This window comes from Chromohalobacter sp. 11-W (assembly GCF_029889905.1).
GTDB lineage: Bacteria > Pseudomonadota > Gammaproteobacteria > Pseudomonadales > Halomonadaceae > Chromohalobacter.
This window is the reverse complement of the sequence record NZ_JARANZ010000001.1, coordinates 198,937-215,094: the sequence shown is the minus strand read 5'-3', so window position 1 is coordinate 215,094 and position 16,158 is coordinate 198,937. Positions and strand designations below refer to the sequence as shown.

At 61.8% G+C, this 16,158-nt stretch carries 18 protein-coding genes; 8 read left to right on the top strand and 10 right to left on the bottom strand.

Translation table 11 applies throughout. The annotated features are described in order from the left end of the window. Positions 1-56 precede the first annotated feature (56 nt). Positions 57-254, top strand: a complete 198-nt coding sequence (locus OP494_RS01000) for a CsbD family protein (RefSeq protein ID WP_280538896.1) — start codon at positions 57-59, stop codon at positions 252-254. 66 nt (positions 255-320) lie between these two features. Further along, complete coding sequence (locus OP494_RS00995; RefSeq protein WP_280538895.1) at positions 321-839, top strand: PRC-barrel domain containing protein; 519 nt, start codon at positions 321-323, stop codon at positions 837-839. A gap of 225 nt (positions 840-1,064) precedes the next feature. Here the strand turns inward: OP494_RS00995 and OP494_RS00990 are convergent, their stop codons facing one another. The 3 genes from OP494_RS00990 to OP494_RS00980 all read right to left on the bottom strand — a co-directional run bounded on the left by OP494_RS00990 (position 1,065) and on the right by OP494_RS00980 (position 3,855). Next, a complete protein-coding gene (locus tag OP494_RS00990; protein ID WP_280538894.1) occupies positions 1,065-1,460 on the bottom strand; it encodes a DUF4168 domain-containing protein in 396 nt (131 codons plus the stop codon). Between the two features lie 90 nt (positions 1,461-1,550). Continuing rightward, on the bottom strand, positions 1,551-2,882 hold the full coding sequence (locus tag OP494_RS00985; RefSeq protein ID WP_280538892.1) for an aminotransferase class I/II-fold pyridoxal phosphate-dependent enzyme: 1,332 nt from the start codon (positions 2,880-2,882) through the stop codon (positions 1,551-1,553). A gap of 55 nt (positions 2,883-2,937) precedes the next feature. Continuing rightward, positions 2,938-3,855, bottom strand: a complete 918-nt coding sequence (locus OP494_RS00980) for a MurR/RpiR family transcriptional regulator (RefSeq protein ID WP_280538891.1) — start codon at positions 3,853-3,855, stop codon at positions 2,938-2,940. 159 nt (positions 3,856-4,014) lie between these two features. Between OP494_RS00980 and OP494_RS00975 the strand changes: the two genes are divergently transcribed. Next, positions 4,015-4,455 carry a DUF4174 domain-containing protein gene (locus tag OP494_RS00975; RefSeq protein ID WP_280538890.1) on the top strand — a complete coding sequence of 147 codons (441 nt, stop codon included), beginning with the start codon at positions 4,015-4,017 and terminating at the stop codon, positions 4,453-4,455. Positions 4,456-4,480: 25 nt separating this feature from the next. Here the strand turns inward: OP494_RS00975 and OP494_RS00970 are convergent, their stop codons facing one another. The 3 genes from OP494_RS00970 to OP494_RS00960 are packed head-to-tail and all read right to left on the bottom strand — an operon-like array spanning position 4,481 to position 6,889. Next, positions 4,481-5,404 carry a biotin-dependent carboxyltransferase family protein gene (locus OP494_RS00970; protein ID WP_280538889.1) on the bottom strand — a complete coding sequence of 308 codons (924 nt, stop codon included), beginning with the start codon at positions 5,402-5,404 and terminating at the stop codon, positions 4,481-4,483. Beyond that, the gene (locus OP494_RS00965; protein WP_280538888.1) at positions 5,401-6,132 is read right to left on the bottom strand and encodes an allophanate hydrolase subunit 1; all 732 of its coding nucleotides are present in this window, start codon (positions 6,130-6,132) and stop codon (positions 5,401-5,403) included. The genes OP494_RS00970 and OP494_RS00965 overlap by 4 nt, the downstream gene beginning before the upstream one ends. Positions 6,133-6,136: 4 nt before the next feature. Continuing rightward, entirely contained in the window at positions 6,137-6,889 is a 753-nt protein-coding gene (locus OP494_RS00960) for a 5-oxoprolinase subunit PxpA (protein ID WP_280538887.1), read from the bottom strand. A 214-nt stretch (positions 6,890-7,103) separates the two neighbouring features. Here OP494_RS00960 and OP494_RS00955 point away from each other — a divergent pair, with 214 nt between their 5' ends. The 5 genes from OP494_RS00955 (at position 7,104) to OP494_RS00935 (ending at position 11,634) form a co-directional block, all read left to right on the top strand. Further along, on the top strand, positions 7,104-7,541 hold the full coding sequence (locus tag OP494_RS00955; RefSeq protein ID WP_280539174.1) for a VOC family protein: 438 nt from the start codon (positions 7,104-7,106) through the stop codon (positions 7,539-7,541). A gap of 75 nt (positions 7,542-7,616) precedes the next feature. After that, the gene (locus OP494_RS00950) at positions 7,617-8,561 is read left to right on the top strand and encodes a LysR family transcriptional regulator (protein ID WP_280538886.1); all 945 of its coding nucleotides are present in this window, start codon (positions 7,617-7,619) and stop codon (positions 8,559-8,561) included. 86 nt (positions 8,562-8,647) lie between these two features. After that, positions 8,648-9,637: a TRAP transporter substrate-binding protein gene (locus OP494_RS00945; RefSeq protein WP_280538885.1), complete on the top strand. Its 990-nt coding sequence runs from the start codon at positions 8,648-8,650 to the stop codon at positions 9,635-9,637. A 109-nt stretch (positions 9,638-9,746) separates the two neighbouring features. After that, the gene (locus OP494_RS00940) at positions 9,747-10,304 is read left to right on the top strand and encodes a TRAP transporter small permease (RefSeq protein ID WP_280538884.1); all 558 of its coding nucleotides are present in this window, start codon (positions 9,747-9,749) and stop codon (positions 10,302-10,304) included. A gap of 28 nt (positions 10,305-10,332) precedes the next feature. After that, positions 10,333-11,634 carry a TRAP transporter large permease subunit gene (locus OP494_RS00935; protein ID WP_280538881.1) on the top strand — a complete coding sequence of 434 codons (1,302 nt, stop codon included), beginning with the start codon at positions 10,333-10,335 and terminating at the stop codon, positions 11,632-11,634. A gap of 112 nt (positions 11,635-11,746) precedes the next feature. Here the strand turns inward: OP494_RS00935 and araD1 are convergent, their stop codons facing one another. Genes araD1 through araG form a run of 4 tightly spaced genes read right to left on the bottom strand, consistent with a single transcriptional unit; the run spans position 11,747 to position 16,136 of the window. Further along, on the bottom strand, positions 11,747-12,754 hold the full coding sequence (gene araD1 / locus OP494_RS00930; protein ID WP_280538880.1) for an AraD1 family protein: 1,008 nt from the start codon (positions 12,752-12,754) through the stop codon (positions 11,747-11,749). A gap of 42 nt (positions 12,755-12,796) precedes the next feature. Continuing rightward, positions 12,797-13,582: an SDR family oxidoreductase gene (locus OP494_RS00925; RefSeq protein WP_280538879.1), complete on the bottom strand. Its 786-nt coding sequence runs from the start codon at positions 13,580-13,582 to the stop codon at positions 12,797-12,799. A 6-nt stretch (positions 13,583-13,588) separates the two neighbouring features. Further along, entirely contained in the window at positions 13,589-14,590 is a 1,002-nt protein-coding gene (gene araH / locus OP494_RS00920) for an L-arabinose ABC transporter permease AraH (RefSeq protein WP_280538878.1), read from the bottom strand. Between the two features lie 52 nt (positions 14,591-14,642). Then, a complete protein-coding gene (gene araG / locus OP494_RS00915) occupies positions 14,643-16,136 on the bottom strand; it encodes an L-arabinose ABC transporter ATP-binding protein AraG (RefSeq protein ID WP_280538877.1) in 1,494 nt (497 codons plus the stop codon). Between the last annotated feature and the right edge of the window lie 22 nt (positions 16,137-16,158).

Genomic DNA, 16,158 nt, shown 5'->3' with positions numbered 1-16,158 from the left:
GGACGCGACGCGCAGGAAGCGCTCGCGTTGTTGGCAAACGTTCAGGAGGAACCGCCATGAATTGGGATCAGATAGAAGGCCGTTGGACCGAGGTCAAAGGCAAGGCCAAAGCGTCCTGGGGCGAAATGACCGACGATGAACTCGACCAAGTCGCCGGCAAGCGCGATCAATTGATCGGCAAGCTGCAGGCCAAATACGGGATCACCAAGGAAGAAGCCGAAAAGCGCGCCGATGACTGGGCTCGTTCGATCTAAGTACCCATCTCGCCAGCGATTCGACATCCGTCGAATAGATAGAACCGACGAAGAAGGAGCTTCTCAATGCGCCACTCACTGCATCGCATGACGCAAACCGCCATTCTCATCGGGGGTATCGGGCTAACGGGATTGGCCGTTGCCGATTCGCAACCCCAAGGGCTCTACTCAGGCGATGAGCTGATGGATGCCGATGTTTTCCTCTCGGAAAACCCCAACGAAGACGTGGGTGACGTCGAGGACGTGCTGCTGGGCGAGGACATGAGCGTCCAAGCCTTGGTCATCGAAACCGGAGGCGTTCTCGATCTCGGCGATACGCATCGCGTTGTTGATCGCGACAACTTCACCCTCGACACACAAAACGCCGACGATCTCGACGACTTGGACTATCGCGTCACGCTCGACATGACGCGCGATGATGTCGCCAAGCTACCTGAGTACGATAACGACTGGTGGCAGGATGCCAAAGGGCAGGCCCGCCAAGCATGGCAAGATACCAAGCAAGGCGCCGAAAGCGCTTGGCAGAGCACCAAGTCGGCCACCGCCGATTTGCTGGACGATGCCAGCGATGCCATCAGCGACTGATCGTCAGGTTCTGCGCCCATAAAGGGTGAAAGCATGAGAAGGCCCGCCATCGTGGCGGGCCTTTTTCATGTCGACTTGGCGGCGCATATGAACTCACGAGCCGCTCTCGAGACCTCCTCGAGAACGCTCAACACGAAAAAGACCACCCGAAGGTGGCCTCTTTTGCGAAACTCGTATCACTTGGCATCGACGCTAAGCGCGACGATACTGCAATATCCGGCTCGCTTACTGCTGGCCTTGGACCATGCCCTGAACGCGCTTCATGAGCTCGGGATCCTGCTGGATCGCCTGGCCAATCGAGTTGAACTCTTCAACGCTCATGCCGCTGTCTTCGACAACGCTGACCATCTCTTCATTGGCTTTTTCACGAAGCTCTTTCTGCTTGGCTTCGTCATCCGCATTCTGAAGCTGCTTGGTATACTTCTGGGAAACTTGCGCGATTTCCTCAGACGCATCGGCGAACTGCTGAAGTTGTTCGTCAGAAAAATCTTTAGAGGACGCACCCTGAGTCTGGGTTGTCCCGCTTGCTGCCGGGTCTTCCTGCTGTGCCATGGCAGTCTGTGCCGCTACCAGTCCGGTCGTCAGCATAGCCGCTGAAACAAGAGCAGTGATCCTTTGCATGAATACCTCCAGGTTATTACGTGTGCGTGGCCATTGTGACGCCAGCGTAGTGGGTGAGTTCACATTTTTTATGTAACAGAGTGTGAACATTCAAACAGCACCCAACCAGGCCGTCAACGCCTCGAGCCCATGACGCACCGTGGCAAGCTCAGGCGCGGCCATCGCCGATTCGGGATCGTCGGGGCAGTCGCGCTCCAAAAGCGCCGCGCCATCGAAGTCTACATAGGCCAAACGCGTCGTCAGTTGCGTCGCTTCGCAGCCAAACGCACTGCCCGGCAAGAGCGCGATACCTGCCTCTTCGAGCAGCGTCGCGGTCAGCTCGGAACTAGTGGTAATCCCACGCGCTCGTAGTGTCTCGCGGTATGCGCTGAAATCGGGGAACAGATAGAAGCCGCCATCCGGCGCATGCGTGCGAACCCCGGCCGCTGCGAGGCGTTGCGCGCACCATTGCCCGATCGTGCTCAGCCACTGCCGCTGGGCCTCGAGATACGTCTCCAGCGCTGGCGTGATGCTATACGCAGTGATCGCCGCCGCCTGGACCGGACTCGCCACGCTCGACCAGGTTTCCGAGGCGATACCCAGCAAGCGTGTGAGCAACTCATCGCCCAGCGCCTCGGGCACATTCAACACGCCCAGGCGCCAACCACCCGCACCACACCACTTGGAAAGCCCGCTGGTCGTCAGAGTGCCGTCGGGATAATCGTGTGCAAATGGGCGATGTGCCCCACGATGATCGAGCGGCCCGTAGATCTCATCAGAGAGCACCAACACACCGTGTCGCTTGGCTACCGCGGCCAGCTCACGCTGCATCTCAGGCGCATACGACAGGCCGGTAGGATTGCCCGGCGCATTGAGGATCAACAGCCGCAGACCGGGGCCATGCGCGCGGCAATGCCGGTCAAGCTGTGCCGGTGTGACCAGCCAGCGGCTATCGAAGCTTGTTTCCAGACGTACCGCCGGCTGCCCCGCGAGTCGCGCTTGTGGCGCATAAGAGACCCAGGCCGGCGCCGGAATGAGCACTTCGGCGCGTGGCAGGGCCTTCATCAGCGCAAACAGCAGCAGTTTGCTCCCCGGGGCGATCAACACGCGTTCGGCTCGCCAATCGGTGCCCTCCAGGTGGCGATGGAAAGCCGCCACCTGTTCGCGCAACGTCGCCATACCCTGCACTGGCAGATAAGTCTTGTCGGCGGCGTGTTCGGCCAGCGTCTCCACCGCCGGGGCGAAGACCGGAAACGGCGATTGGCCGAACCCGAACTTGATGATGCGCCGCCCCTGCGTTTCGAGTAGGCGCGACTGCTCGTTGATCAAGAGCGTATCCGAGGCGGCGGTGGCGTTGTGATCATCGGCATAGCCCCGGCCCAGCCATTCGGCAGCGCTGGGTGCGGGCCCGGAGACATTAGGGGAAGTCATGTAAGTAGGCATGGCGATCTCCTGGGAAGCGGCAGAAAAGGGCAAAAGAGCGGTGTAAGCGAATATATCACTCGACGTGCAGACGCGAGATCAGCGCCTCGCGCTGGCGCAGGGCGAGCACCGCGTTGTGCCCCAACTCGCGGGCCACGCGGGACAACAACAGCTCGACGAGCATGAATAGGCTACTCATGGGATTGAAGAAAAAGGCGCCCTCGGCCGGCGCGAGCAAGGTCGATTCGCCCAATGCGGCCAACTGTGAGCTGGGATGGTTCGTCAACGCCAGCAGCGAAGCGCCCTGCTCCACCGCCAGCCGGCAGTAGTCGATGCTCATCCGCGACTCAGGCCTAAAGGCGATGCCGATCACTAGATCATCTTCACCCAGCCGCAAGGCCTGCTCGACGCTGACGCCAGCGTGCCCCGAGACCAGGTGTACACCATCGCGCAGATAATCCAGGTAATACGCCAGGTAATGCGCGGCTCCGAAGCTGGCCCGCAGGCCGATGACGTGGATACGCCGCGCCCGCTGGATGCTAGCCGCTGCTGCGGCCAGTTGCGTCGTATCCAGCGCCTCCACGGTGGCCGAGAGATTCTGCATCTCTTGCTGCCAGAGCGCGCGGTCGTCCGCCAGCGCGTCGCCCTCGGCCCGGGGCGTCTCACCAAAATCCAGCAGGCGCTGGGCACGCGTGGAATAGAAGGCGCTATCGCTAAGATCTTCACGAAACAGTGCCTGTAGCGCCTTGAATCCCTCCAGGCCGAGGGCATGCGCCAACCGCGTCAGGCGCGAAGGGTTCACGCCGTGGTGCTGCGCCAATTGCGAGATACTTGAGAGGGTCACTGTCTCGGGCTGGGCCAATAGGGCTTCGAGCAACGCAAGCCCCTTGGCGGAAAGCTTCAGATCGGCGGCATCACCGCGTCGAGCACGCAGCGCCAACAGTTGCAGATCGGCATAGCGTCGAGGTGGTAAGTCGGCATTGTCGGCGGGCATGGCAGGCTCCTGACGCTTTCTACTGCAAGGATTCTGCCTCAAGACTAAGCATCCATTTCCCGTATTGCAAATTAATTTGCAATACGGGAAATGAAATATCGAAACTACCCAGCCCGCAGGCCTCTGCCATACTGGCACTACTTTCAAAGGAGTGATGCCATGCGAACCGCCTTGCTTGCCTGCTGGATGCTCGTGCTGCTTGGTCCGATGAACATCGCCCATGCCGCCGATCCCGCCAATCCCTTGATCACCGATCACGGGCTTTTTCGTCCGCTGGTGATCGTCTCCCCGCAGCGCGACAACGACGCTTACCAACGTATGAGAGCCCAGCTCAGAACCAGTCACGCCAAATTCCAGGCGCGTGACATGGTGCTCTATCGGGTGGAAAACGGGCAGGGATATCGCAACGACGAGCCGATGACCCGCTTCGAGACGCGGGCGTTGATGAAGGCGCTGGCGCTAGACGATGACGCCCCGTTCACCACGGTGCTCATCGGCAAGGATGGCGGCAAGAAAATGCAGCTCGAAGGCTTCGTCGCGCCGGAGACGGTGTATCACATTATCGATCAGATGCCGATGCGGGCGGCGGAGCGCGACTGATCGCTCCGCCTCGCCATTTCACGCATCAGCGCCAACATGCCAACTGGTGCAGATGGGCGTCACGCGCCTGCCCCGCCGCCACCGGCGTCAGCCATACTTCAGTGCCTGGCTGGCATTGCGCCAATCGCGCGCAGGCCAGCGGCGTCAACGCGCCGAGGCGCGGATAGCCGCCGATGGTCTGACGGTCGTTGAGCAAAATGATGGGCTGGCCATCGGCCGGCACCTGGACGGCGCCCAGCGGAATGCCCTCGGAGACCATCCCCTCGCCCAAGTAACGCAGCTCAGAACCGGTCAGGCGCACGCCCATGCGATCGGCACGCTGATCGATCTGCCACGGTGTATTGAAGGCCTCGAATACGCTGGTACCGCTGAAATCGGCGATCTGCGCGCCGCTCACCAGCGCCAACATCACGCGTTCTCCATCTCCCGGTAACGTGCCCATGCTCGAGGGCAGCGTGCGCTCGGCTCCGGCAGTGCCTGCCCATGTCAGGCAATCGCCTTCGGTCAGCACCCGCCCCTGGCCATCGAGCCCGCCCAAGCTTTCGCGCACCGTGCTGGCCACGCTGCCCAGCACCGGCGCGGCATCGAGCCCGCCCGGGAAGGCTAGATAGGCGCGCAAGCCCGCTCGTGGACTCTCAAAGGCCAGGCGTTGACCGGCAGCGACAGTGAAACGGCTCCCTGGCGTCAACGGTTCATCATCAAGCGTCGCGCCCAGATCTGCCCCCGTCAGGGCCAACGTGACCGATGTCTCGGCGTATAGGGTCAAGCCGCCCACGGTAATTTCCACGCCGGGGGCTTGCGGCGCGTTACCCAGCAGCCAATTGGCCCATCCCAACGACACCCAATCGGCGGCACCGCCCTGGGTGACACCGAGATGGCGTACCCCGAAGCGTCCGCCATCTTGTATCAGCGCCAGCGGCCCCGCGCGTTCGACGATCAATCCCTTCATGTCTGGGCCTCCGTGGGGGTGTCGCCGCGCTCAGCCAGCGGCGACGGATCGCCGCCTTGTGCGATGAACGCATCGCGGGAGATTGCCTCGAAACGCACCTTGTCGCCAGGGCGAAATAGGCTGTAGCCCTCGCGGTCGCGCCCGAACAGCGCCACCGCCGTACGTCCGATGATGTTCCAGCCGCCCGGCGAGAGCGTGGGATAAACCGCCGTCTGGCGTTCGGCAATGGCCACGCTGCCGGCGACGACTTTCTGGCGCGGTGTCTTCAGGCGCGGCGTGGCCAACGCATCGTCGAGACGCCCCATGAAGGCGTAACCCGGCGCGAAGCCCAGCGCGAAAACGCTGTAATCCCGCGCGCAGTGCCGCGCGATGACGTCCTCGTGGTTGACGCCAAGACACTCGGCAATGCGCTCAAGCTCCGGGCCGACACTCACGTCGTACCACACCGGAATCACATGCCGCTGGCCTTCGCCACTCGTCGCGGGCGCCAAGCCCTTCAGCGCCTCGCTCACCCGGGCACGAGCGGCCTGCAGATCAAGGCGTTGGATATCATAATGCACCAGCAGCGTGGTGTAGGAAGGCACCAGATCAATCAGCGCCTCGCCGAAGGCCTCGCGCAGGGCCCGGTCGGCGGCCAGCATCCACGGCATGTTCTCTTCGTCGATGCTGTCGAAGAGGCGCACGATGAGACTGTCCATACCCACCGTTTCGATACTTGGGTCGCTCACCGGCTCACTCCCGTGCCAGGCCATCGAAGGCGTCACGAATGGCGCGCACGGCAGCCACCGACTCGGCATTATCGCCGTGGACGCAGAGCGTATCGGCGGCCAGACGCAGCGTGCTGCCGTCGTTGGCGGTCAGCGCCTCGCCCTTGGCGAGCCTCACCGCCTGCGCCACGATGATCTCGCGATCATGATGCACGGCGCCCGGCTCGCGTCGCGAGACCAGCCGCCCCTGCGGGTCGTAGGCGCGGTCGGCGAATGTCTCGAACCACAGTGTGACGCCCATTTCCTCGGCCAGCGCCCGCATCGGCGCCGGATCCGCCGTGGCCATGGCCAGCAGCGGCAAGCTGCGATCATAGGCCAGCACCGCACGCATGGCGCCGCGCAAGAGCTCTGGATCGCGGGCCATGTCGTTATACAGCGCGCCATGAGGCTTGACGTAACTCACAGTCGCGCCCTCGGCACGGCACATACCCTCCAGCGCGCCGATCTGATACAGCATCATGTCTTCGACTTCGCGCGGCGAACAGGCCAACGAGCGACGCCCAAAGCCTTGCAGGTCGGGATAGGCGGGATGCGCACCGACGCGTACGCCGTGTTGCACGGCCAACGCCACGGTACGCCGCATGATGTCGGGGTCGGAGGCATGAAAGCCACAGGCTATATTGGCGCAATCGACATAGGGCATGACCTCGTCGTCGAGGCCCATTTTCCAGTTGCCGAAGCTCTCTCCCATGTCGCAGTTGAGAAGCGGAAGGGGCATGAACGTGACCTCTTTTATTGTCGTCGGCTTTCACGGTTGCGGCATTTCACTCTAAGAAAGCCCACGTGGCCCGGTCCAATCGTTTTTCGTGATGCGCGATATCGGTGGAACCTTTCACCGCACCGCATGGGAAAACGAGTTGACGCCGCACAGCACCGGGCTAAAGAATCAAGGCTCACGAATGCCAATCACCACCGATCCCGAGGAGGCCGCCATGGCCGTCAGCGATCCTTTCCATCTTGCCGTGCAGGTCCGCGATATCGACGAAGCCCGGCGTTTCTACGGCGACTTCCTGGGCTGCCCCGAAGGCCGCTCATCGGAGAGCTGGGTCGATTTCGACCTCTTCGGCCATCAGTTCGTCTGCCACCTCAACCCCGCACTGAAGGATACCGCGGTGGCCAGCCACAAGAATCCAGTGGACGGCCATGGCGTGCCGGTGCCGCATTTCGGCGTGGTCCTCGAGATGACCGCTTGGCAGGCCCTGGCCGACAAGCTGCGCGCGCATGACGTGGCCTTCGAGATCGAACCCTACGTGCGTTTCAAAGGCGAACCCGGCGAGCAAGCCACCATGTTCTTCTACGATCCCTCAGGCAATGCCCTGGAGTTCAAGGCCTTCAAAGATCGCGAGACACAGCTGTTCAAGAAGGCATAGCTTTTCAAGAAGACTACTCACCACCGCTTCCCTTCCGCCGCGCGGGGGCGCGCGGCGACCTGTGCAGGATCACCGATGTTCGATTTCAAGGAACTCGAGGCGTTCGTCTGGGTGGTGCGTCTGGGCTCGTTCCGCAAGGGCGCGACCAAGCTGCACCTCACCCAGCCGTCGATCTCGGACCGCATCACCCGGCTCGAAGACAGCGTTGGCGAGTCGCTTCTCGACCGCTCGGCGCGCCCCGTACAACCCACGCTTCGCGGTCGCGAGTTCTTCACCCATGCCGAGCGCTTGCTCGAGGGTCGCGACGAGGCCATGCGTCTGTTCCAGGACGAGGAATCGTTCTCCGGCACGCTACGCCTTGGGGTTATCGAGACCATCGCCAGCAGTTGGTGCCCAACCTTCATGCGCCGACTGGCAGAGCGCTACCCGCAACTGACCATCGAGTTGATGGTCGATATTTCCCCCTTTCTACATCAACGCCTGGCCGAGAACGACCTCGACATGCTGTTCGCCATGGACGGCCTGGCGCCGGGACTCTCCGCCATCCAGACGCCGCTTTGCACCTACGAGATGGGCATGTTCGCAGCCCCCGAGCTGGCCGCAACACTACGCCATGGCGATATGGCGACCTTCGCCGACACGGCATTCATCTCCTTCAGCAAACAGGCGCGACCCTACAGCGAGTTGGTCGCCTACCTCACCGCGCTGGGCATCGACACGCCACGCATTCACTCCACCAGCACACTGATGACCATCATGCGCATGAGCATCGAGGGGCTGGGCATCGGCGTATTGCCGGTCGCTACGGTACGCGATGCCGTAGACGCCGGTAGCCTGGAGCGTCTGACGCTGGACGAACCCCTGCCACCGATGATCTATGACGCCATCTGGCGCCGTTCCAACTACCCGAGCTTCTGCGCCAGCGTGGCTCGCCTGGCCAAGCAATGCGCCGCCGATTACGCCCAGGATCACGGAAAGCTTTCATCACCGACCACTATGAAAGGCTACGTCGATACTTGACATCAGAATTAACGATTTGACGCCAACGCATCGCCACTTGAAGAATGAATTCGTCTTCCAAGTTCAATAACAATGAGGAATTGAACATGCGTACGATGCACTCCTTCGCCTGGCTCGCGGCAATCGGCTCGCTCGGCATTGCCAGCAGCGCCATGGCCGCACAATGGAACCTCGCCACGCCCTACGGCGATGCCAGCTTTCATACCCAGAACACCAAACAATTCGCCGAGGACGTCGCCGACGCTACCGACGGCGAACTGGACATCAACGTGCACAGCGGCGGCTCGTTGATCGCGCACTCGGAAATCAAACCTTCCGTGCGGCGCGGCACCGTGCAGGCGGGCGAAGTATTCCTGTCGTCGCTCTCCAACGAATCGCCGATCTACGAAGTGGATACCTTGCCGGGACTGGCCGGTAGCTACGAAGACGCCTACGATCTCTGGCAAGCCTCCAAGCCGATCATCACCCAGATGTTCGCCGATGAAGGCCTGATGCCGCTGTATGCCGTGCCGTGGCCGGCGCAGGGTATCTATACCGACTTCGAGCTGACCGATGCTTCACAGTTCGAGGGGCTGCGTGTGCGTGCCCCCAACATCAACACGCAGCGCTTCGTCGAGAATCTTGGCGGCACGCCCACGGAAACCGAAGAGGCCGATATTCCCACCGCGTTCAGCACCGGACGCGTCGATGCCATGATCACGTCGGTCTCCACCGGCAAGTCGATGTCCGCCTGGGACTACGTCTCGCATTACAGCGACGCCAACCTGTGGCTGCCCAAGAACATCGTGTTCGTCAATAAGCGCGCCTTCGACCAACTCGATGACAAGACACAGCAAGCCGTGCTGGATGCCGCTGCCGAGGCTGAACGGCGTGGCTGGCAGGCCAGCCGCGAGGACAGCGCCGAGAGTGCCAAGGCCTTGAAGGAACACGACATCACGATTTCCAAGCCCAGCGGCCAGCTGGCCGAGGATCTCGAGGCCGCCGGCGACTCGCTGTTCGAGAACTGGCAAGAACGTGCCGGCGATCAGGCCAAGATGCTGATCGAGCGCTATCGCGAGCGCCAGGCCGACGACTGACGCGTCACATCCGACCCAAGACGACACCTGACTCTTCGTGATCGCCATTCTGCATGGCGGTCGCGAATGGGAGATGACGTCTTCGCCCCCCGATTCGTGAGTGACCGACATGACCTACCGACTCGACAGACTCTATCGCCTCGGCGCTTGGGGCGCCGCGGCTTGCATGCTGGCGATCTGTGCCATCGTCACCTTCCAAGTGCTACTGCGCTGCCTGGATGCGTTGCTGGTCCTGGCGGGCAACGCGCGCCTGGGGCTCGAAATTCCCGGCGTCTCGGAAATGGCCGCTTATCTGCTGGTGGGCGCCACTTTTCTAAGCATGGCCTATACCTTCACGCACCACGCACATATCCGCGTGACGCTGGTCATTTCACGTCTGCCGCCGCGTGCTCGCGTATGGGTCGAGACGCTCTGTCTGCTGGTGGCGCTAGCGCTTAGTGTACTGCTCACTTGGGAACTGGTGGGCTTGGTGCGTGAAAGCCTCGAATACAACGATGTCTCCTCGGGGTTGCTCGCCATTCCACTATGGATACCGCAAAGCGTTCTCGTCGTTGGCATCGCTCTGATGTGCGTGGCGCTCCTCGAAACCTTGTTGGGTACCCTGCGCGCGGCTTTAACAGCCCCTGCTTCCTATGTGGCACCCGAGCCACAGGACGGTGACTCATGATCCGCCATACGCGAGAGGATGCCTTGTCATGCTGACCCTCAGTCTCGTCACGATCCTCGCCCTGGCGCTGCTGCTCGGCAGCGGTGTATGGATCGCCTTTGCCCTGCTGGGAACCGGCTGGATTGCCCTGACGTTCTTCGGCAGTTTCGAGCCCGGGCCCATTCTGGCGTCCGACTTCTGGGGCGCCAGCTACGGCTGGGATTTGACCGCTCTGCCAATGTTCGTATGGATGGGCGAGATTCTGTTTCGCTCGGGTCTTGCGGACAACATGTTTCGTGCCCTGGCGCCCTGGCTCAACCGCCTGCCGGGACGCTTGCTGCATTCCAATATCATCGGCAGCGGCCTGTTCGCCGCCGTATGCGGCTCTTCGGCGGCAACCTGCGCCACGGTCGGCAAGATGACGTTGCCCGAGCTGGAACGCCGCGGCTACGACAGCAATCTTGCCATCGGCACGCTGGCCAGCGCCTCGACCCTGGGCCTGCTGATTCCACCCTCGATCATGATGATCGTCTACGGCGTGGTGACCGAGCAGTCCATCTCGCGGCTGTTCATCGCCGGCATTCTGCCAGGCTTGCTATTGCTGGGTCTGTTCATGACCTACCTGATCGGCTGGTCGTTGCTGGTCGGCAACCGCCAAGGGCGTGCCGGCGAAGGCGCGACCCACATGCCGCTCGGAGAAAAGATTCGCAATAGCGCTCAGTTGATCCCACTGTTGGCGCTCATCGGCGGTATCCTGGGCAGCATCTACGGCGGGCTCGCCTCACCGACCGAAGCCGCCGCCGTGGGCGTGGTGCTGTCGATGCTGATCGCACGAGGTAACGGTCATTTCAACAAGACCATCTTCCTCGACTCGCTCTTCGCGGCACTGCGCACGGCCTGCATGATCGCTTTCATCATCGCTGGCGCCTCGTTTCTTTCCTCGGCGCTGAGTTTCACGCAACTGCCCATGCAACTGGCCAACCATATCGCCGATATGGGCCTCTCCCCCACCATGCTGCTGGTGGTGCTAACGCTCTTCTTACTCGTGCTGGGCTGCTTTCTCGACGGCATCTCGCTGATCCTGCTGGTCACGTCGATCATCATGCCACTGATCGAAGGCGCGGGGATCGACCTGATCTGGTTCGGCATCTACCTCGTCATCGTGGTGGAAATGTCGCAGATCACGCCGCCGGTCGGCTTCAATCTGTTCGTCATTCAGGGCCTCACCGGCAAGGACATCATCACCATCACCCGCGCTACCCTGCCGTTCTTCCTGCTGATGATCCTCGCCGTGGTGCTGTTGCACCTGTTCCCCGAGATCGCGTTGTATCTGCCGCAGGCGATGAACTAACCAACACTCTCTTCGCCATAACGCCAACGGCCGCTGGAGCATTCCAGCGGCCGTTGGCGTATCGGGTCGAAAGGCCCCGAGAAGCTGACTCGCGGGGCTTATCTTGCCAGACTTACAAAGGTTTGACGCTCGGCACGGGCGCAGTGGCATCCTTGGCCAGCGGGTTACGCAGCGGCAAGGCGAACGGCTTGGCGTCGATCTCGAACACATCTCCCGGCTGGGCACTGATGCCGTCGCTGAAGCTCAGTGTCGCAGTGCCGAAGAAGTGCACGTGCACGTCACCCGGCCGACAGAACTGCGCGTACTTGAAATGATGCGCCTCGAGATTGGCGAGGCTGTGGCACATGTTATCTTCGCCGGAGATGAACGGTTTCTCCCATAGCACACCGCCGTCGCGCCGGATGCGTGAAGTGCCCTGCACGTCGTCGGGCAGTTCGTCGACGAGCAGCGTCGGCCCGAAGGAACAGGCGCGCAGCTTGGAATGCGCGAGATACAGGTAGTTCTCGCGCTCGGTGACATGATCCGAGAACTCGTTGCCCAGCGCATAGCCAATGCGACGCGGCGCGCCGTCGTTGTCGATCAAATACAGCCCGGCGATTTCGGGCTCTTCGCCGCCATCCAGCGCGAAATGCGGCATACGCAGCGCCTCGCCTGGAGCCATGACGATGCCGCCATCGCCCTTGTAGAACCACTCCGGCTGCACGCCAAAATCATCGCCGGTCGGCTTGCCGCCATCGAGCCCCTTGCGGAACATCTTCATCGAATCGGTGAGCGGCGCTTCGCTCTGATCTGCCTCGTTCATTTGGCGGTGCATCTTGTCGCGCCCCTCGGCACTGCCGAGATGCGTCAGCCCGGTGCCGGTGACCAGCAAGTGCGCCGGGTCGGGATGGTCGAGCGGCGCCAATAGATGGCCTTGATCGGACAACGCCACGGCGTCGATACGGGCCTCTCCCGGCCACTCGGCAACCAAGGCGGCAAGCCCGACATTGCGATCGAGCGCCGTGAGTGCCAGGGCAAGCACGCTATCCACGTCGTCTAGACGACGCGCCTGTGTCGGATCGTCCTCAATGACCAGGACGAAACGCTCGCCATTGTCGCTTCGAGCTTGTGCGAGTTGCATGTGATGGGCTCTCCTGAAGGCCGAGTCGAAGGCATGGCGGGCTCAATCGTGATAGACCACGCTACGCCCGCCATCGATGGTGATACAGCTTGCGTTGATGAACGGTGCCTCGTCGGAGGCGAGGAATACCGCTGTCATGGCAACCTCGTGTGGCTTTCCCAAGCGCCCAGGCGGCAGCAGCGTCTCGATTCGCTGCCTAGCCGCCTCCGGATCGTCGAACCGTTGCCAGTGTGCCTCGACCGCAGGTGTGGCGATATACCCCGGCGCGATGGCATTGACGCGAATACCCTGCCGAGCGTACTCGATCCCCAGCGACCGCGTCAGCCCCATCAAGCCGTGCTTGGCCACCGCATAGGGAAAGCATCCTGGCAGAATGGAAAACGCATGGGTCGAGGCCACGTTGATGATGCTGCCGCTCGCCTGCGCGAGCATATCCGGCAATACGCCGCGCGCGCAGTGCCAGGCGCCTTCCAGATCCACCGACATACAGCGTTGCCAAGCGGCTTCGGGCATTTCCAGCGGGGCGTGGAAGACGTTACGCCCAGCATTATTGATCAGCGTCGTGACCGGCCCATGCGCCTCGCGTGCCGCGTCGAGCGCCGCGTTCACAGAAGTGGGATTGGCGATATCACAGGCCACCGCCAGTGCCACCCCACCGGCATCGCGCAATTGCCGTGCGATGTCTTGCGCGCCTTCGAGGTCGATGTCGGCCAGCGATACGCGCGCGCCTTCCTCGGTACAGGCCTCGGCCATGGCCCGACCGATGCCGGCCGCGGCCCCGGTGATGAAGACATGCTTAGCGTGCAGGCGCGGCGCTCTTTCCGGCATCGCACGTCACCCCTTGGCGCGGCGCGTTTGCTTCCAGCGGTCGAACATCACCGCCAACAGCAGGATCGCCCCACGCACGAGATACTGATAGAAGGTGGGCACGTTGAGGAGCCCCATGGCGTTCTGCACGCAGCCCATGATCAAAACACCGACCAGTACACCGGTGATCGAGGCGACGCCGCCGGACAACGAGACGCCGCCCAGCACACAGGCGGAAATTACCGCCAATTCGAGCCCCATTGAGGTATTGGGGTCGCCAAGTCCCATGCGCGAGGCCAACAATACCCCCGCGATACCCGCGACGACGCCCTGCAGGGCGAACACGGTAATCTTCAAACGCCGAACATTGACCCCAGCCAAGCTCGCCGCCTCGGCATTGCCGCCGGTCGCCAGAGTGTTGCGCCCGAACGCCGTCATGTTGAGCACGATGCCGAAGACCACGAAACACGCGATCATGGTCCATACCGGCAACGTCAGCCCCAGAAATGAAGCACTGCCCAGGTCGAAGAAGCTCGGCACCGTGACCATGACCGCATCACCGCCGGAAGTGATGTAGGCCAACCCGCGCACGAACTCCATCGCTGCCAAAGTGGCAATCAATGAATTGATGCCGAACTTGGATACCACGAAGCCATTGAAGGCCCCCACCGCGCCACCGGCGGCTACCCCCACCAGCACGCCGATGAAGACGCTTCCCGAGGTCGAGGTCACCACGGCAGCCACCACGCCGGTAAAGGCGACAATGGAGGCTACCGACAAGTCCACTTCGCCGAGAGCCAGCACCATCATCATCGTGGTCGCGATGGTCCCGATCAATGTCACCGAGAGCAGCAAGCCAACGATATTGCGGCCGGTCAGAAAGTCCGGCACGAATACCGACAAGGCGATAAAGAGGACGAAAAAGATCGCAATCAACCCGGAGGTATCGAGCAACGTACGCAATGCCTTGGCCCGGGGTTTTGGAGCCGTCGACGAGGTCTCGGAAGCGGCCAGTTTTTCTGTGCTCATGTGGTCAATCTCTTCATGTTGTTAGCGGTGAGCAACGTGATTGGTCGGAAACTCAAGCCGGAAGCGCCAGTCCCAGCAGACGCTCCTGGGTCGCCTGCTCGCGCGGTACGATATCGATCAGGGCGCCATCGCGCATGACGCCGATGCGGTCGCAGATCGAGCTGACCTCGGCGAGGTCGCTGGAGATCACGATCACGCCCTTGCCCTGTTCCGCCAAGTTATACAATAGGGTGTAGATATCGCGTCGCGCTCCCACATCAATGCCCCGCGTGGGCTCGTCCATTACGAATAAGTCGATCTCTTCCGCCAGCCAGCGCCCGAGAATCACCTTCTGCTGATTCCCCCCCGACAGGGTATTGATTGGCGTACGGTGGTTCGGTGTCTTGATACTCAAACGCTGGATATAAGTCTTGGCGTTATCGGCTTCGCGACCAGCATGACGAAACACGCCCCAGCGCTTGAAGAAGCGTCGGCAACTGATATTGAGATTGTCAGCGACACTCGCCACGGGAAATATCCCCTGAGATTTGCGATCTTCGGGGCACATGGCAATGCCCGCACGAATCGCCTCGCCCGGCGAGGTAAAGACGCCGGTCTTGCCGCGAAACGTCACTTCTCCTTGGGTGGCCGTTTCCACGCCGCATACCAGGCGCATCAGCTCGCTGCGTCCGGCGCCGACAAGTCCAAAGAGACCGAACACTTCGCCGCGTTTCACTTCCAGGCTGACCGGCTCGTTCACACCGCGCCCCTGGAGACCGTCGATACGCATCAACACATCGCCCATGGCGCGCTGTCTAAAGCCATATACGTCTTCGATCTGACGCCCCACCATCTCCCCGACCAAGGTGTCCTGATCGACGCCTTCCAGCGTCTCGTGCGTGCGGATATGGCGCCCATCGCGAAACACCGTCAGCGCATCGCACATCTCGAAGACTTCTTCCATGCGATGCGTCACGTACAACACCACGCGTCCTTCCTCGCGTAGCCGCGCGACGATGCGCTTGAGCTGCCGTGTCTCCTGCACGGAAAGACTACTGGTGGGCTCGTCGAAGGCGATGATCTTGGCGTCACGTAATAGTGCACGGCCGATTTCGATCATTTGCTGTTGGCCGATGGACAGCTCTCGCACCTTGGTGGCCGGGTCGATCCCTCCCTCGCCGAGATCTTCGAGAATCTCCCGAGCACGCGCTTTCATGGTGCGCCGGTCGATGAAGCCGCGACGCTCCGGCAACTGTCCCAGCAACAGGTTCTCGGCCACCGACAAGTTGGGTGACAACGTGAGTTCTTGATAGATGATCGCGATGCCGTGAGCCAACGCCTCGCGGGCGTTGGTAAAGACATACGACTGGCCGTCGATCCACAACTGGCCCGAGGAGGGACGATTGACGCCGCTGAGCACCTTGAGCAAGGTCGACTTCCCGGCACCGTTCTCGCCCATCAAGGCATGCACCTCGCCGGCTTTTGCAGCAAAACTCACACCGTCGAGTGCCCTCACACCGGGAAACTCGACGGTAATATCGTCGAAACGAAGAAAAGCCTCGGACATACGGCACTCCTGAAGGAAAAAA

Excerpts from the sequence above, each read along its gene's own strand:
- OP494_RS01000 (WP_280538896.1), top strand. The coding sequence starts at position 57 with ATGAATTGGGATCAGATAGAAGGCCGTTGGACCGAGGTCAAAGGCAAG.
- OP494_RS00995 (WP_280538895.1), top strand. The coding sequence starts at position 321 with ATGCGCCACTCACTGCATCGCATGACGCAAACCGCCATTCTCATCGGG.
- OP494_RS00990 (WP_280538894.1), bottom strand. The coding sequence starts at position 1,460 with ATGCAAAGGATCACTGCTCTTGTTTCAGCGGCTATGCTGACGACCGGA.
- OP494_RS00985 (WP_280538892.1), bottom strand. The coding sequence starts at position 2,882 with ATGCCTACTTACATGACTTCCCCTAATGTCTCCGGGCCCGCACCCAGC.
- OP494_RS00980 (WP_280538891.1), bottom strand. The coding sequence starts at position 3,855 with ATGCCCGCCGACAATGCCGACTTACCACCTCGACGCTATGCCGATCTG.
- OP494_RS00975 (WP_280538890.1), top strand. The coding sequence starts at position 4,015 with ATGCGAACCGCCTTGCTTGCCTGCTGGATGCTCGTGCTGCTTGGTCCG.
- OP494_RS00970 (WP_280538889.1), bottom strand. The coding sequence starts at position 5,404 with ATGAAGGGATTGATCGTCGAACGCGCGGGGCCGCTGGCGCTGATACAA.
- OP494_RS00960 (WP_280538887.1), bottom strand. The coding sequence starts at position 6,889 with ATGCCCCTTCCGCTTCTCAACTGCGACATGGGAGAGAGCTTCGGCAAC.
- OP494_RS00955 (WP_280539174.1), top strand. The coding sequence starts at position 7,104 with ATGGCCGTCAGCGATCCTTTCCATCTTGCCGTGCAGGTCCGCGATATC.
- OP494_RS00950 (WP_280538886.1), top strand. The coding sequence starts at position 7,617 with ATGTTCGATTTCAAGGAACTCGAGGCGTTCGTCTGGGTGGTGCGTCTG.
- OP494_RS00945 (WP_280538885.1), top strand. The coding sequence starts at position 8,648 with ATGCGTACGATGCACTCCTTCGCCTGGCTCGCGGCAATCGGCTCGCTC.
- OP494_RS00940 (WP_280538884.1), top strand. The coding sequence starts at position 9,747 with ATGACCTACCGACTCGACAGACTCTATCGCCTCGGCGCTTGGGGCGCC.
- OP494_RS00935 (WP_280538881.1), top strand. The coding sequence starts at position 10,333 with ATGCTGACCCTCAGTCTCGTCACGATCCTCGCCCTGGCGCTGCTGCTC.
- araD1 (WP_280538880.1), bottom strand. The coding sequence starts at position 12,754 with ATGCAACTCGCACAAGCTCGAAGCGACAATGGCGAGCGTTTCGTCCTG.
- OP494_RS00925 (WP_280538879.1), bottom strand. The coding sequence starts at position 13,582 with ATGCCGGAAAGAGCGCCGCGCCTGCACGCTAAGCATGTCTTCATCACC.
- araH (WP_280538878.1), bottom strand. The coding sequence starts at position 14,590 with ATGAGCACAGAAAAACTGGCCGCTTCCGAGACCTCGTCGACGGCTCCA.
- araG (WP_280538877.1), bottom strand. The coding sequence starts at position 16,136 with ATGTCCGAGGCTTTTCTTCGTTTCGACGATATTACCGTCGAGTTTCCC.